General features: G+C 70.2%; 14 protein-coding genes and 2 riboswitches. Of the genes, 8 read left to right on the top strand and 6 right to left on the bottom strand.

The window, feature by feature from the left end:
* Nucleotides 1-9 precede the first annotated feature (9 nt).
* The 4 genes from cbiQ to ACFQ2S_RS01635 are packed head-to-tail and all read right to left on the bottom strand — an operon-like array spanning nucleotide 10 to nucleotide 2,822.
* The gene (gene cbiQ, locus ACFQ2S_RS01650; RefSeq protein WP_386072164.1) at nucleotides 10-804 is read right to left on the bottom strand and encodes a cobalt ECF transporter T component CbiQ; all 795 of its coding nucleotides are present in this window, start codon (nucleotides 802-804) and stop codon (nucleotides 10-12) included.
* Nucleotides 801-1,412 carry a cobalt ABC transporter permease gene (locus ACFQ2S_RS01645; protein WP_386072162.1) on the bottom strand — a complete coding sequence of 204 codons (612 nt, stop codon included), beginning with the start codon at nucleotides 1,410-1,412 and terminating at the stop codon, nucleotides 801-803. The genes cbiQ and ACFQ2S_RS01645 overlap by 4 nt, the downstream gene beginning before the upstream one ends.
* The gene (gene cbiM / locus ACFQ2S_RS01640; RefSeq protein WP_089232122.1) at nucleotides 1,409-2,026 is read right to left on the bottom strand and encodes a cobalt transporter CbiM; all 618 of its coding nucleotides are present in this window, start codon (nucleotides 2,024-2,026) and stop codon (nucleotides 1,409-1,411) included. Before cbiM ends, ACFQ2S_RS01645 begins: the two co-directional genes overlap by 4 nt.
* A gap of 4 nt (nucleotides 2,027-2,030) precedes the next feature.
* The gene (locus ACFQ2S_RS01635; RefSeq protein ID WP_386072160.1) at nucleotides 2,031-2,822 is read right to left on the bottom strand and encodes a DUF4198 domain-containing protein; all 792 of its coding nucleotides are present in this window, start codon (nucleotides 2,820-2,822) and stop codon (nucleotides 2,031-2,033) included.
* A gap of 134 nt (nucleotides 2,823-2,956) precedes the next feature.
* A riboswitch (cobalamin riboswitch) is annotated at nucleotides 2,957-3,170 on the bottom strand.
* A 325-nt stretch (nucleotides 3,171-3,495) separates the two neighbouring features.
* On the opposite strand from ACFQ2S_RS01635, the gene ACFQ2S_RS01630 reads away from it, so the two are divergent.
* From ACFQ2S_RS01630 to cobM, 6 genes are read left to right on the top strand one after another with little or no spacing between them, the layout of a single operon-like run.
* Nucleotides 3,496-4,623 carry a sirohydrochlorin chelatase gene (locus ACFQ2S_RS01630; protein ID WP_386072159.1) on the top strand — a complete coding sequence of 376 codons (1,128 nt, stop codon included), beginning with the start codon at nucleotides 3,496-3,498 and terminating at the stop codon, nucleotides 4,621-4,623.
* The gene (locus tag ACFQ2S_RS01625) at nucleotides 4,620-6,164 is read left to right on the top strand and encodes a precorrin-8X methylmutase (protein ID WP_386072157.1); all 1,545 of its coding nucleotides are present in this window, start codon (nucleotides 4,620-4,622) and stop codon (nucleotides 6,162-6,164) included. The genes ACFQ2S_RS01630 and ACFQ2S_RS01625 overlap by 4 nt, the downstream gene beginning before the upstream one ends.
* Entirely contained in the window at nucleotides 6,161-7,354 is a 1,194-nt protein-coding gene (gene cbiE / locus ACFQ2S_RS01620; RefSeq protein WP_386072155.1) for a precorrin-6y C5,15-methyltransferase (decarboxylating) subunit CbiE, read from the top strand. The genes ACFQ2S_RS01625 and cbiE overlap by 4 nt, the downstream gene beginning before the upstream one ends.
* Nucleotides 7,351-8,049: a precorrin-2 C(20)-methyltransferase gene (gene cobI / locus ACFQ2S_RS01615; RefSeq protein ID WP_386072154.1), complete on the top strand. Its 699-nt coding sequence runs from the start codon at nucleotides 7,351-7,353 to the stop codon at nucleotides 8,047-8,049. Before cbiE ends, cobI begins: the two co-directional genes overlap by 4 nt.
* Entirely contained in the window at nucleotides 8,042-9,850 is a 1,809-nt protein-coding gene (cobJ, locus tag ACFQ2S_RS01610; protein WP_386072153.1) for a precorrin-3B C(17)-methyltransferase, read from the top strand. Before cobI ends, cobJ begins: the two co-directional genes overlap by 8 nt.
* Nucleotides 9,847-10,611: a precorrin-4 C(11)-methyltransferase gene (gene cobM / locus ACFQ2S_RS01605; RefSeq protein WP_089232116.1), complete on the top strand. Its 765-nt coding sequence runs from the start codon at nucleotides 9,847-9,849 to the stop codon at nucleotides 10,609-10,611. The genes cobJ and cobM overlap by 4 nt, the downstream gene beginning before the upstream one ends.
* Nucleotides 10,612-10,846: 235 nt before the next feature.
* On the opposite strand, the gene ACFQ2S_RS01600 is transcribed toward cobM, so the two are convergent.
* Together ACFQ2S_RS01600 and cobA are read right to left on the bottom strand one after the other, a co-directional pair.
* Entirely contained in the window at nucleotides 10,847-12,136 is a 1,290-nt protein-coding gene (locus tag ACFQ2S_RS01600; RefSeq protein ID WP_386072152.1) for a cobyrinate a,c-diamide synthase, read from the bottom strand.
* Nucleotides 12,133-12,993, bottom strand: coding sequence for a uroporphyrinogen-III C-methyltransferase (cobA, locus tag ACFQ2S_RS01595; RefSeq protein WP_386072150.1), 861 nt, complete (start codon nucleotides 12,991-12,993; stop codon nucleotides 12,133-12,135). The genes ACFQ2S_RS01600 and cobA overlap by 4 nt, the downstream gene beginning before the upstream one ends.
* Nucleotides 12,994-13,104: 111 nt before the next feature.
* Here cobA and ACFQ2S_RS01590 point away from each other — a divergent pair, with 111 nt between their 5' ends.
* Entirely contained in the window at nucleotides 13,105-14,178 is a 1,074-nt protein-coding gene (locus tag ACFQ2S_RS01590) for a cobalt-precorrin-5B (C(1))-methyltransferase (RefSeq protein ID WP_386072148.1), read from the top strand.
* Complete coding sequence (locus ACFQ2S_RS01585) at nucleotides 14,175-14,939, top strand: cobalt-precorrin-6A reductase (RefSeq protein WP_386072146.1); 765 nt, start codon at nucleotides 14,175-14,177, stop codon at nucleotides 14,937-14,939. Before ACFQ2S_RS01590 ends, ACFQ2S_RS01585 begins: the two co-directional genes overlap by 4 nt.
* Nucleotides 14,934-15,132, top strand: a riboswitch (cobalamin riboswitch). Its footprint overlaps the gene before it by 6 nt.
* Nucleotides 15,133-15,165: the final 33 nt, after the last annotated feature.

The raw sequence follows: 15,165 nt of genomic DNA, 5'->3' as shown, positions 1-15,165 counted from the left end.
CTCTGCAGCTCAAGAAGCGGCATGGGCAATCTCGGTCGCGATCAGGCCGGCCAGCAGCAGGGAGAAGCCGGCCGTGAAGACGGCATCCCTCCGAGCGAAGGCGAAACGGTCGAGCAGGGGGATGCGGCCGGTGAAGCCGCGGCATTTCATGGCGTCCAGAATGCGCTCGGAGCGTTCCATGGAACGCACCAGCAGCATGCCGAGCAGGTAACCGAAGCTGCGATAGCAGTGCCAGTCGGTCGAGGGCCGGAAGCCGCGAGCCTTCATGGCCTGGCGCAGGCGCAGGTATTCCTCGCGCAGCACGTCGATGTAGCGGACAGTGAACATCAGCAGGTGCACCAGCGCCGTAGGTACGCGGAGCGCGTGCAGCGCATGGCCCATCGTGACCGGCTCCATCGTGCCGACCAGCGCCATCAGCGCCAGGATCACCGCGTTTGCGGTCAGCAGGATCTCCACCGCCTGCAACAGGCCCTCGCGGGAGGCCGGCAGGCCCCAGATCGTGAACATCGGCTCGCCCGGCACGGTGAAGGGCAACATGACGAGCAGGATCAGGATGAACCCGTCCATCGTCGCCATCCGACGCAATGTGCGCCCGGCAGGCAGGCGCGAGGCCGCCAGCAGCGCCACGGCTATCCCGAGGGCTGCCAGCAGCACGGGGAGCCGCCCGCAGGCCACGGTGACGACGGCGAAGGCCAGCGCCGCCACGATCCGGACCCGGGGATCGATGCGACCCAGCCAGCTGATCTGCCGCCGCCCGCCCGTCGAGGTCAGCGGCTTCTCCAGGGTATTGAGGACGGAGCTCACGCGGAGTCCCGCAGGCGCTGCCGCGCGGCGACGTAGAAGCCGATGCCGAACAGGCCGAGGATGTAGCCGATCCCGCCGAGGATCGTCTGCAGGTCATTCTTTTCCTTGTAGGCCGCGATTTCCTGGCGCAGCGAGCGGGTCTCGGTGCGAACGATCTCGGCGATGGCCTCGCGCTCCTCAAGGCTCAGCCCGGTGGCGCCGGACGCCGGGGCAGGGGCGTAGGCGATGGTCGCACCGGCGGCCGGAGCTGTGCTCGCGGCGTTCGGCTGACGACCCAGGATCGCCCCGATCTCCTCGGCGCCCATCCGGGCGGACGCCACGTGCCCCATCCCGAGGTCGACGCGGAACTCGTGGGCGACGGGCTGCGTCGGCGTGAACAGGAAGAACCCGTCGGCGTCCGTCGTGGCCTCGCCGAGCTTCTGACCGTCGGGTCCAAATACCTCGACAGTCTGGTCGGCCGCCATGGTGCCGTCTGACATCCCGACCTCGCCCTCGACCGAACTGCCACTGGCAAAGACCGAGGCGATGATTTTGTGCGCGAACGCAGGGCCGGAGCCGAACGCGAGCATTGCGGCCACGGTCAGGCAGAGCCCGAGGGCGCCTTTCATGCCAGCGCTCCGCCAATCGGCGCGAAGAGCTCCGGCTTCACCTTCTTGACGAGGTGAACCGCCGCTGCCGCCAGCAACCCCTCGACCACCATCACCGGCAGGTGCACGGCGATCACCGCCTTGGCCGCCAGCACGAACCCTTCGCCCGAGAGCGCGAGCATCCCGGCCACGGCGATTGCGGTCAGGGCGATGGCAAGCGCCCCTCCGATCCCGGCCCAGATCGCGGCGTCGCGCGCGGAGCCTCGGCGCACCTGGCCACCGACCAGTGCCCAGACCAGAACCGCCGGGCCGGCAATGACCAGCGTGTTCACTCCGAGCGCCGTGACCCCGCCGAAGCCGAAGAACACGGCCTGCAACAGAAGGCCCACGAACAGGGCCGGGAAGGCCGCCCAGCCGAGCACGAGCCCCGCGAGCCCGTTCATGATCAGGTGCACCGAGGTCGGCCCGACCGGCACATGGACCAGCGAAGCCACGAAGAACATGGCCGAGAGCACGCCGGCCACCGGGATCTTCTCCATCGGCAGGCTGCGAAGCCCCCGCGCGATGCCGCCCACGGCAAGCACAGCGCCGCCGATCACGACCGGGTTGGAAAGCGCTCCGTCTACGATGTGCATGGCGTCACTCCATTTCCCAGGCGCGGATCCAGATCACGGCATCCTGGCTCAAGGGCTTGCCCTCGTGTTCCGTCTCCGGGCCGGTGCCGAGCGCGGCAAAGCCCCAGAACCCGGCGCGCGGGATGCCGAAGGAGAAATATCCCGCGTCGTCCGCGATCGCGACGAGCGCGCCACCTGGCGGCGGGGCGGCGGTTGGCGATCCGGGCTGGCCGGTGGCCATGTCCGGCTCGGCCGCAATGTACTCGATCTCGATCTCCGCCCCTGGCACCGGCGCCCCCTCCGACATCACCCGCCCGGTGAAGTTCGATCCGGCGAGCACGTTGGTGGGGCGGTTGAGCGGCAGGATCTCGGTCGGCAGGCCCTGCGGCTCTGCCCAGTCCGAGGGGATCTGCGCCCGGTTCAGATAGCTCTTGGCGATCTGCTGGATGTAGATGTCCTCGCTCTGTTCGTAATAGGGCGCGGGCACCAGCACCACGACGTAGTCACCCGATCGTTTTACCGGGATCGAGGCATCCCAGGCTGCCGCCGCATTGGCGCTGCCGGTGAAGGTCGCGGGCGACAGCCGGTCCCTGAGGTCCACGCGTTCGCCGCGGTTGACCATGTAGAATTCCAGCGGTTCCGGCATGTCCATGACGTGCCCGTTCTCGAACGGATGCCAGAAGATCAGCTTGACCGGCACGTCGCCGGGCGCCTCGATCAGGGTCTGCGGGGAATAGATCAGTTGGAAATGGGCCAGGCTTGGCCCTGAAAGCCCGAGACTGGCGAAAGCGGCCAGCAGGAAGCTTCGGTTCAACATCTGTCGTCTCTCTCAAAAGGCCACGCACAGGCGACGATCCTGAAAGGACGGACGGGGTACGGCTCGATTTGGGGGATTGCTCCGGCCCGCTTCGAACCAGACGCTCACCCCGGCGTCCGGTGAAGTCCATGGGGCACGCCCATGTGGCCTCGGCAGGTCTCCTGGCTCGCGGGTCTGGGCTTAGCCGGCCTTCCCGGGGGTATCCCCAGTGGCGCATTCGGCCTCGCTCGCCGCTTACAGTTGCGGGGGCAGCCACGGTTTTGGTCCCTGATGGGTACGCCGCACCGTGTTCCCTTTTGAATCCCTCGGCGCTGAACCGCCGACGGAACCGAAGATGACCTTTCATTCCCCGCGCGGTGAGAGAAGTCAATCGCGCAAAACGACCGGTCCGGAAAAGGCGGGGCCGGGCGGTGCGTCGCGGGCAATTGTCGCGGTCGGGCAATGACGGGTCGGACCTTGCCGCGCGGCGGTGGCCCTGTTACGCCACCCCGAGACGATGCCTGCGGGCTGAACGGGAGAGATGCGGCGCCGACCCATTCCGGGGGCGCGGCGTATCATCGTCGAACCGGACGCTTGCTGCGCCCGAGCCGGCCCCGTATTGCCGCAGACCAGCGAAGCGAGGGAGCCACGCCATGACTGCTGTCCAGAATTCCCCGACCGAGGAGGCCGCGCGATGAGCAAGATCGGTGTGATGCTCTGCGGGCACGGTTCACGCTCCCAGGCCGCGGTGGACGAGTTCGCGGTGCTGGCGCAGAGGCTGCCGGCGCTGCTGCCGCAGGATTGGATGGTCGATTACGGCTATCTCGAATTCGCCAACCCGGTGATCCGGGTCGGCCTCGATAACCTGCGCGAGGCGGGCTGCGAGCGGATCCTGGCGGTGCCGGGCATGCTCTTTGCCGCGATGCACGCCAAGAACGACATCCCCTCAGTGCTCAACGCCTATGCCGCCGAGCATGGCATCCAGGTGGATTACGGCCGCGACCTCGGCGTCGATGCACGGATGATCGCCGCCGCTGCGGACCGCATCGGCGAGGCCATCGCCAGGGCAGATGCGGAGCAGGGCGCGGTGCCGGCGCACGAGACCTGCCTCGTGGTGATCGGCCGCGGCGCCTCCGACCCAGACGCAAATTCCAACGTCTCCAAGATCGCCCGGATGCTCTGGGAGGGGATGGGCTTCGGCTGGTGCGAGGTCGGCTATTCCGGCGTCACCTTCCCGCTGGTGGAACCGGCGCTGGAACAGGCCGCCAAGCTGGGGTTCAAGCGCTACGTCGTGTTCCCCTATTTCCTCTTCACCGGCATCCTGATCGACCGCATCTACGGCTTCACCGACATGGTTGCCAGCGCCCATCCGGGAGCCCAGTGGGTCAAGGCCGGCTACCTTAACGACCACCCGCAGGTGCTTGAAACCTTTGCCGAACGCGTGACCGAGATCCTCGGCGGTGAGACGGCGATGAACTGCTCCCTGTGCAAGTACCGCACGCAGGTGCTCGGCTTCGAGGCCGAAGTCGGGATGCCGCAGGAGAGCCATCATCACCACGTCGAGGGCCAGGGCGCCTCCGCCCCCGGCTCCAACGTGGAGGATTGCACGTTCTGCGACACGTTCTGCACCGGCGCCTGCCGGCTCGAGGCGGGGCATGATCATCATCATCACCACCATGACCATCACCACCACGGCCACGATCACCATCACGGGCATGATCACGGGCATTCCCACGATCACGACCACCACCATCCGCCCTATCCCCACGCCGATCATCCGATGGGCCCGGAGAGCGTCCGCAAGCATCTGAAGCGCAAATGACGCGAGGCGAGGGGAGGCTGTTCGATGGCTACGTGGCCGTGGACTGGTCCGCCAGCGGCACGCCGAAGACCGGACCGGACAGTATCTGGATCTCCTTCAGGACGCCCGGCGACAGCGAGGTGCTGGAGAATCCCGGGACCCGCGCCGAGGCGGTGGACCGCATCGAGGCGCTGCTCGCGCGGGCCTCGGCGATCGGGCACCGCATCCTGTGCGGCTTCGACTTTCCTTTCGGCTATCCGGCCGGCACCGCGCAGGCGATCACCGGCGAGCCTGGCTGGGCGCCCCTGTGGCGCCGGATCGCCGCATTGATCGAAGAGGGGCCGCGCAATTCCAACAACCGGTTCGACGTCGCCGCGATCCTGAACGCGTCCTTTCCCGGCGAGGGGCCGTTCTGGGGCAACGGGTTGAAACGTGACATTGCCGGACTCGCCAGAACCAAGCGGAAAGACGGTTGGGGCGAAAGCCTGCCCCCCAACGCGCGCCACGCCGAAACGCGCGTGCGATCCGCCCAGGAAGTCTGGAAGCTGACCGGCGTCGGATCGGTCGGAGGACAGGCGCTGACCGGCATTGCCGCGCTGGAGCGAATCCGGCACCGCTGCGGCGCCGCGATCTGGCCGTTCGAGACGCTGGGAGACGGGACGGCTCATGTCTTTGCCGAGATCTACCCGTCGCTTCTGGAGCCGGCCCCCGGCGACATGCCCAAGGATGCGCGGCAGGTGACTGCGGTGACCGACAGGCTCGCGCGCCTCGATGCGCAGGGCGATCTCGCCCGGCATCTCGCGGCGGCCGGCGAGATGCCCGTGGCGGTTCACACCGAGGAGGCGATGATCCTCGGGATGGCAGATCCCGAGGGGTTCCGATCTTGCCCCACACCGCACGTCTACGAGTACGAGCGCGACCCCGCGGCGATCTACCGGCAGAGCTTCGCCACGATCGAGGCCGAGGCCGATCTCTCAGCGCTGTCTGAGGCCGCGCGGCCGCTGGCGATCCGGCTGATCCATGCTTGCGGGATGGTCGATGTCGCCGCCGATATCAGGCTCTCGTCGGGCGCGGTGGAGGCCGGGCGTGCGGCGGTGGGGCGCGTTGCGGGAACGGCCTCAGACCAGACACTCCCGATCTTCTGCGACAGCGAGATGGTCGCCCGCGGCATCATCGCCCGTGCACTGCCGGCGGGCGTCTCGCCGGTGGTCACGCTGAATGACCCCTCCGTACCGGATCTGGCGAAACGGCTCGGCACGACCCGCTCCGCCGCGGCAACCGAGCTCTGGCGCGCGCGCCTGGAGGGCAGCATCGTCGCCATCGGCAACGCCCCGACCGCGCTCTTTCACCTGCTGGAAGGGATCGAGCGGGGCTGGCCGCGCCCGGCGCTGATCCTCGGCTTCCCGGTGGGCTTCGTCGGCGCCGCCGAGAGCAAGCAGGCGCTGGCCGAGCGCCCGCATGGCGTCCCCTTCGTTACGCTGCTCGGGCGGCGCGGCGGCTCGGCCATGGCGGCGGCAGCGGTCAATGCGCTGACCCTCGGACTGGGAGGCGACGGCACATGACGGCCTGGCTCGACGTGATCGGCATGGGTGAGGACGGCTGGAACGGGCTGCTGCCGGCGGCGCGGGCGCGGCTGCAAGCGGCCGAGTTCGTCGTCAGCGGCGAACGCCTGATGGGGCTACTGCCCGACATTGCGGCCGAGCGCGTGCTCTGGCCTTCGCCGTTCCGGGACCTTGCGGAGGAACTGACGAAATGGCGCGGCCGCCGGGTCGCGGTGCTGGTGACCGGCGACCCGCTCTGGTTCTCCGCCGGCGCGCTGATGATGCGCCATTTCGCGCCCGAGGAGATCACCTATTACCCGCAGCTCTCCGCCTTCCAGCTCGCCGCCGCGCGGATGAAGTGGAGCCTCGCCGACGTGGAGACCCTCACCATCCACGGGCGCCCTGCGGAACAGGCGCTGCCCTTCTTCGCCCCCGGGGCGCGTCTGCTGATCCTGACCCAGGATGGCGGCTCTCCGGCCCGCGTGGCCGAAATGCTGCGCGAGGCGGGGATGGGCGCGAGCCGGCTGACCGTGCTGGCATCGCTCGCAGGCCCCGACGAGGCCCGCATCGACGGCACCGCCGCCGATTGGACCGCGCTGGCGCCCGAGTTCCACGTTCTCGCGGTGGCCTGCGCGGGAGATCCGGGGGCTGCGATACTGCCCCGCACCGGCCTGCCGGACGGTGCCTTCGAGCACGACGGGCAACTCACCAAGCGGGAACTGCGGGTGCTGACCCTCGCCGCGCTGGCGCCACGTCGCGGGCAGTTGCTGTGGGATATCGGGGCCGGCTGCGGCTCGGTCGGTATCGAGTGGATGCGGGCCGAGCGCGACATGCGGGCTATCGGCATCGAGGCGTCCCCGGAGCGGCTCGCCGTGGCCGCCGGCAACGCGACCCGCCTTGGCGCGCCGCGGTTCGACCTCCGGCATGGCACTGCGCCCGACGCGCTGGAAGGCCTGCCCGCGCCCGACGCGGTCTTCATCGGCGGCGGGCTCTCGGAGGAGGTGGCAAAGGCATCGCTCGACGCCCTTCGCCCGCATGGTCGCCTCGTCGCCAATGCCGTGACTCTGGAGAGCGAGGCGCTGCTTGCGCAACTCCATGCGGCCCATGGCGGCACTCTCGTTCGGGTGGCGGTTTCCCGCGCCGCGCCCGTGGGCAGTCTGCGCGGCTGGAAGCCGCTGATGCCCGTCACCCAATGGAGTTTCACGAAATGACTGGCACCCTCTACGGCTTGGGCCTCGGCCCGGGCGATCCGGAGCTTCTGACGCTCAAGGCGCACCGGCTGATCTCCGGCGCGCAGGTGATTGCCTATCCGACCCCGGACACCGGAGAGAGCTTTGCGCGTTCCATTGCAGCGGCGTTCATTCCCGACACCGCCCGCGAGATCCCGATCGTGATCCCCATGCGCAGCGAACGGTTTCCCGCGCAGGAGGTCTATGACAGCGCCGCCGAGGAAATCGCCGCAGCGCTGGAACAGGGGCAGGACGTGGTGGTGCTCTGCGAGGGCGACCCGTTCTTATATGGCTCCTTCATGTACCTCTATGCGCGGCTCGCGGAGCGCTTCCCCACCGAGGTGGTTCCCGGTGTCTCGTCCCTTGGCGCCGTGACCGCCGCCGCCGGCCGGCCGCTCATCGCCCGCGACGAGGTGCTGACCGTGCTCCCCGCGACCCTGCCGGAGGCCGAACTGGAGGCGCAGGTCCGCAAGTCCAACGCGGTGGCGATCATGAAGATCGGTCGGCACCTGACGAAGGTCCGGGACTTGCTGGAGGGCCTAGGCCTGGCAGAGCGCGCGGTCTTCGTCTCCCATGCCTCGCTGCCGGAACAGAACGTGCGCCCGCTGCGCGAGGCGCCGGAGACGGCGCCCTATTTCTCGATGATCATCCTGCCGGGGAGGGACGCCCATGTCTGACGCGAAACCGGTGATCGTCTCGCTGCTGCCGCATGGTGATCTGGCCGAGCATATCGCCACGGCGATCGGCGGCCGCGCCGACCTGCGAGGACGCGATTTCGACGACGTGGCAACCCATCTGCAGGCGTTGTTCGCCTCTGGCCGTCCGATCATCGGTATCGCCGCCGCCGGGATCCTGATCCGCACCCTTGCGCCGCTTCTCGGCAACAAGCGCAGCGAGCCGCCCGTGCTGGCGGTTGCGCCGGACGGGTCCGCCGTGGTGCCGCTGCTCGGCGGCCATCGCGGGGCCAACGCGCTGGCCCGACAGATCGCCGGCATACTCGGAACCGAGGCAGCGCTGACCACCGCGGGGGATGTCGCGCTCGGCGTGGCGCTGGACGAGCCGCCGGAGGGTTGGCGGTTGGACAACCCGGAGGACGCCAAGCCGGTCATGGCCGCACTGCTCGCGGGCCAACGCGGTCAGCTCTCCGGCGACGCGCCTTGGCTCACACCGCTGGCAGAGCAGGGCGCGGTGGATGTGCTGCCCGCCGATGCGGACGCCCCGGTAGTGCTCAGCGTGGCGGGAACGCCGCCCTTGATCTACCGCCGCCGTGCCTTCGCCCTCGGTGTCGGCTGTGCCCGGGGCTGCCCGCCGGATGAACTGATCGCGCTTGTCGGGCAGAGCCTTGCCGAGGCCGGTATCGCCGCAGGCGAGATCGCGGCGGTCCATTCCATCGACCTCAAGACCGACGAGGCGGCGATCCATGCGCTGGCCCGTTACCTCGGCGTGCCGGCCCGCTTCCATCCCGCCGCGCGGCTGGAGCAGGAGGCACCACGGCTCGCCAACCCCTCCGACGTGGTCTTCGCCGAGGTCGGCTGCCATGGCGTGGCAGAAGGCGCAGCCCTTGCCGCCGCCGGCCCCGAGGGCACGCTGGACATGCCGAAGTGCAAGAGTGTCAACGCTACCTGCGCCGCCGCACGGATCGGCGCCGGCGGGACCGAGGGCAGCCCTCGCGGCCACCTCGCGGTGATCGGGATCGGGCCGGGCCAGGCCGCCTGGCGCACCCCGGAGGCCACGCGGCTGATCGCGGAGGCTGACGAGCTTGTCGGCTACGGGTTCTATATCGACCTCCTGGGGCCGGTAGCCCGCGGCCGGATGCGCCGCGATTTCGCCCTGGGCGAGGAGGAGGCGCGCTGCCGCTACGCGCTGGAAGCCGCGGGTGAGGGTCGGCGCGTGGCGCTGATCTGTTCCGGAGACGGCGGGATCTACGCCATGGGCGCGCTGGTCATGGAACTCCTGGACCGGGACGCGGCGGCGGGCGGGGTTTCGGACGCGGCCCGGCGAGTGGCGCTCACACACGTCCCCGGCATCTCCGCGCTGCAGGCAGCCTCGGCGCGCGCGGGTGCTCTGCTTGGGCACGATTTCTGCGCAATCTCGCTGTCGGACCTGCTGACTCCGCGCGAGGCGATCGTGAAACGGCTCCATGCCGCCGCGGCGGGCGATTTCGTGATTGCCTTCTACAACCCGGTCTCGCGCCGCCGCCGCACCCTGCTTGCCGAGGCACGCGAGATCCTGCTCGCGCACCGTCCCGCCGACACGCCGGTGCTGCTGGCCCAGAGCCTCGGACGGCCGGAAGAACGCCTCACCCTGCGCCGGCTCGACGCGCTCGACGTCGACGAGGTGGACATGATGACCATCGTGCTCGTTGGCGCTTCGACCTCCCGCCGCATTCCCAGCGGCGATATCGACGCCGGCGCCGGCGGCAGCTGGATCTACACCCCGCGCGGCTACGCGAAACGCATTGACGGAGACCAGACATGACCGTCCATTTCATCGGCGCCGGCCCGGGCGATCCGGAACTCATCACCGTCCGGGGGCAGCGTCTGATCGCGTCCTGCCCGGTCTGCCTCTATGCCGGCTCGCTGGTTCCCGAGGCCGTGGTCGCCGGGGCGCCGGAGGGCGCGCGGGTGATCGACACGGCGCCGCTGGCGCTCGACGAGATCATCGCCGAGATCGCGGCGGCCCATGCCAGAGGGCAGGACGTCGCCCGGGTGCACTCCGGCGATCCCTCGCTCTATGGCGCCATCGCCGAACAGGTCCGCCGCTTGCGGGCTCTCGGCATTCCCTACGAGATCACCCCGGGTGTGCCAGCCTATGCCGCTGCCGCCGCCGCGATGGGGCAGGAGCTGACGATCCCCGAGGTAGCGCAGACGGTCATCCTGACCCGCACGGCCATGAAATCCTCGTCGATGCCGGAAGGCGAGGACCTCGCCACGCTCGGCGCCTCCCGCGCGACGCTGGCCATCCACCTCTCGATCCGCAACCTGCTCGAGATCGAACGTCAGCTTTCGCCGCTCTACGGCGCCGATTGCCCGGTGATCGTCGCCTACCGCGTCGGCTGGCCCGACGAGGCCTATATCCGCGGCACGCTCTCGGATATCCGCGACAAGGTCCGCGCCGCCAAGCTCACGCGCACGGCACTGGTGTTCGTTGGTCGTGTCTTCGCCGATCACGACTTCCCGGATTCGGCCCTCTACGACGCCGACCAGCCCCACATCCTGAGGCCGAAACGCCGCGCCTGAGGTGCCCCCGATCTTCTTCTGTCGAAAAATATCCCCGCCGGAGGCACGATCTTTCGTCCGAAAGATCGCCCGCGCGCCCTGCGCGCGGCCCGGCCCAACCGGCGAAGCCCCATCTCTGGATGGGGTGCCGGCGGGCGGGAGGGCTCCCGCCGAGGTGCGACGCTGCCGCGTCTTGCCTCGTTGGGCCGGGCGCGCCTCCGGCGCGCGGGACAGACACGGATTGTTGTGACGAGGATCAGGCCGGGCCGATCACATGGGCGAAGCTGCCACAGACGCGCCCCGAGCAAAGGCCCATGTCCGCGTGTTTCGCTCCGGCGGCATCCGCGGCGCGGAACAGCCTCTCCACCGCGCCTTCGCGGAGCACCGTGGAATAGTGGAACTCGTGCCCCAGCAGCGGCCCCTCCCAGGGCGCGCCGGGCGCAGGCGACAGCCGCCGGTAGCCGAGGCTCAGCCGCCGTTCGGCGAAGGAGGTCTCCAGCGGGAGCAGGCCGAGCATGTCGTGCCGCGTTCCTTCCGCATCGGTGAGACCCACTCCCAGCACCATGTAGCCGCCGCATTCTCCGTAGATCCGCGCCCCCCGCTGCGCGGCACGGCGCATCAGGCCGAGAAATTTCCCCGCGGCCGCCAGCCGTCCGGCATGGAGCTCGGGATAGCCGCCCGGCAGGTAGATCGCGTCGGCGAATTGGTCCGGCCCCTTGTTGTCAAGGGGCGAGAACGGCAGAATCTGTGCGCCCTGCGCGTGCCAGTCGTCCAGCAGGTGCGGGTAGGTGAAGCTGAAGGCGGCGTCCATTGCGACCGCGATCCGGTTGCCCAACGGTTTCAGCCGCGGAAACGCACCGGATGCGGAGGGCAGGGGGCGGGCGGCCTCCAGCAGCGCATCGAGGTCGAGCGCAGCGTCGATCCGGTCGGCGGCCTGCTCGAGGAACCGTTCCAGCGCCTCGGTCTCGGCGGCCTGGACGAGGCCCAGGTGTCGCTCGGGCAGGCGCAGGCCGTCCTCGCGGCGCAGGGTGCCGAAGACGGTCGTGTCGGTGTCCGCCAGCGGGCCCGCCGCCATCGCGGCGTGCGCCTCCGAGCCGGCGCGATTCAGGATCACTCCGGCGAGCGGCAGGTCGGGGCGCAGCGCCTGCAATCCGATCGCTGGCAGCAGCGCAGATTGCCCGGTCCGAGAGATGTCGAGCACCAGCACCAGGGGCAAGTCGAGCGCTTCCGCAAGGTCGGCGGCCGAACCGTGACCGTCGCGCCCGGCATCGAGCACGCCCATAGCGCCCTCCACCACCAGCAGCTCGCCGCCCTGTCCGGCGGCGCGGGCGCGCAGGGTGTCGGGCGGCATCGCCCAGGCATCCAGGTTCACGGAAGGCGCTCCGCAGGCGGCGGCGTGGAAGGCGGGGTCGATGTAGTCGGGCCCGCTCTTGGCGGCCCGCACGGCGATCCCGCGACGCCGGAGCGCCCGCAACAGCCCGAGAGTCACCGTCGTCTTGCCGGCGCCCGAACTGGCGGCGGCAATCACGAAACCCCGTGCTGTCATGATGCCTCGGATGTGTCCGCGAGGTTCAGCGGGTCGAGATCGCGCGGCGCCTCGCCGCGCAGCTGCGCCATCCAGTCGATGGCCTTGCGCATCTCGACCACGCGGCCCAGGCAGACGATCGCCGGGGCCTGCATTTCGGCGCGCACCGCGTCTTCGGCGGCGCAGGCCAGCGTCGTCTCGAGCACCCGCATGTCGGGCAGTGTGGCGTTGGAGACGATGGCCACCGGATCGTGGCCCGGGCGGCCCGCGTCGAGCAGCGCGGCAGAGATCTGCGGCAGGTGCTTGATCGCCATGTACATCACGATTACCGGGCTGCCCTTGGCCAGCGCCGGCCAGTCGATGCCGCTCGGCGCGAGGCCGGTCTGGTCGTGGCCGGTGAGGAAGGTCACGGCGTGGTTGACATCGCGGTGGGTGACCGGGATGCCGGCAAAGGCCAGCCCGCCGATCCCGGCGGAGATGCCGGGCGTCACGCGGATCGGCACGCCGGCCTGCGCCAGGGTCTGCGCCTCCTCGCCGCCGCGCCCGAAGACGAAGGGATCGCCGCCCTTGAGGCGCAGCACCCGCTTGCCCTCGCGCGAGAGCTCGATCAGCTGCAGCGAGATGTCCCGCTGCTTCGCGGAGGGCTTGCCGCCGCGCTTGCCTGCATATTCGAGCTGCGTTCCCGGCCGCCGCCAGTCGAGGATGCGCGGATCGACCAGCGCGTCATGCACGATCACGTCGGCCTGCTGCATTGCGTGCAGCGCCTGCAGAGTCAGCAGTCCGGGCTCGCCGGGGCCGGCGCCGACAAGCCAGACAAGGCCTGCGGGAAAGACCGGCCAGTCGTGCGGCGGAAGAACGATCGTGGGAGCGTCAGTCATGGGCCGCACCTTACCGCCGGCCCACGGCAATGGCGAGATGCCATCCGTGCATGCGGCGGGCAGCGCGCTTGCCCCTGTCGCATGGCTGCGACATCGGGCTATACCGCTGGCATGACACGCAAACCCGAGGGCCCCCTCCGAACCGGTTTCACCACAGGCGCCTGCGCCACGGCGGCGGCTGCTGCGGCATGCGGCGCGCTGTTGACGGGCGAGTGGGTGGACCCGGTTGAGATCACCCTGCCGCGGGGCGAGACGCCGCTCTTCGCCTTGGCCGAGATGGCCTTGGGCGAGGGCTGGGCACGGGCCGGGGTCATCAAGGATGCCGGTGACGACCCGGACGTGACCCACGGCGCGCTGATTCTGGTGACGGTGCGCCATGCCGCGCCGGGGCAGGGGATCGTGTTTCGCGCGGGCGAGGGGGTGGGCCATGTGACCCGACCTGGCCTGCCAGTCGCGGTCGGAGAACCGGCGATCAACCCCGTACCGCGCCAGATGATTGCCCGCGTCCTGACGGACGTGGCCGAGGCGCGTGGCATCTCGGCCGATTTCGAGGTGGAGATCGCTATCCCCGGTGGCGAGGCGCTGGCGCGGCAGACGTGGAACCCAAGGCTCGGGATCGTCGGCGGACTGTCGATCCTTGGCACCACCGGCATCGTCCGCCCGTTTTCCTGTGCGGCCTGGATCGCCTCGATCCACCGCGGCATCGACGTCGCCCGCGCCGCCGGCCTGAGCCACGTGGTCGGCAGCACCGGCGCGACCTCGGAGCGCGTGGCGCAGGCGCATTTCGGCCTGCCGGACCACGCGATGCTCGACATGGGCGATTTCGCCGGCGGGATGCTGAAATACCTGGCGCGTCACCCGGTGCCGCGCGTGACGATTGCGGGCGGCTTCGGCAAGCTGACCAAGCTGGCGCAGGGCGCTCGGGACCTGCACTCGGCGCGCAGCCAGGTGGATTTCCTGCAGCTGGCAGAGACAGCGGCGGGGCTCGGGGCGGATCGGGCACAGATCGCCGCCTGCAACACCGCGCTCGAGGCGCTCGAACGCGTCGGGGTGCCGCTGGCGCGGGCCATCGCGCAGGCCGCGCAGGCGGAAGCGGCGCAGCTCGTGGCCGGAGCCGGAATTTCCGTCGACGTGCTGGTGGTGGACCGGCAAGGGCAGATCCTGGCCGAAGCAGGCCCGGGGTGAGGGTGCGGGTGATGATCCTCGGCGGCACGGCCGAGGCGCGGCAACTGGCGGAGGTACTGCACGGGCGCGGCGTTGCGACCCTGACGTCGCTCGCCGGGGTGACGCGGCAGCCGGCATCGCTTCCCGGCGACGTCCGGCGCGGTGGCTTCGGCGGTGTGGGGGGACTGGCGGCGGCGTTGGCCGAAGAGCGGATCACCGCGCTCGTTGATGCCACCCATCCTTTCGCGCAGGGGATCACCGCGAATGCCGTCCGCGCCGCCAAGGTGGCGCGCTGCCCGCTCCTGGTGCTCCGCCGCCCGGCATGGGAGCGGACCGACGGTGCGGATTGGAGCCATTTCGCCGACCTTTCCGCCGCGATGGCTGCACTGCCCGCCGGGGCGCGGGCGCTGCTCGCCACCGGTTCCGGCTCGGCGCAGGCTCTGGACCTGCGGCCCGACCTCGCGCTGTTCCTGCGCTCCATCGAGCCGGTCGAGGCGCTGCCGGCCCATGTCACCCAGATCCTCGCCCGCCCGCCGTTTTCCTATGAAGAGGAAGTGGAATTGCTACGGGCGCAAAGGATCACCCACCTTGTGACCAGGAATGCGGGGGGGACGGAGGGCGGGGCAAAGCTCGATGTCGCAGCGGCACTCGGCTTGCGGGTGATGGTGATCGACCGCCCGCCACTGCCCGAGGGCGTGACGCGCGTCGGGACGGTCGGCGAGGCACTCGGCTGGCTCGCCCGGCGGGGCGTGCTTGACACGCCTTCCGGCCCGGCCGCATAACCTGCGCCACGAGGTGCCCGGAAGATTCCGGGCGAAGAGGGAATGCGCCGGGGCCGTTGCCCCGAACCGCAGCCGCCCCCGCGACTGTACGCGGCGAGCCGACACCCCGGGCCACTGGCGCAAGACGCGCCGGGAAGGCAGGTGCCGGCGACGACCCGCGAGCCAGGAGACCTGCCTCGTGCCGCCGGCGCAGCCGGTGCGGGATGCGGGTTCGGGCGGGGTGCTC

Source organism: Tropicimonas aquimaris (genome assembly GCF_042676185.1).
Taxonomy (GTDB): domain Bacteria; phylum Pseudomonadota; class Alphaproteobacteria; order Rhodobacterales; family Rhodobacteraceae; genus Tropicimonas; species Tropicimonas aquimaris.
Note: the sequence above shows the minus strand (reverse complement) of the source record. Positions and strands in the feature narration are given on the sequence as shown.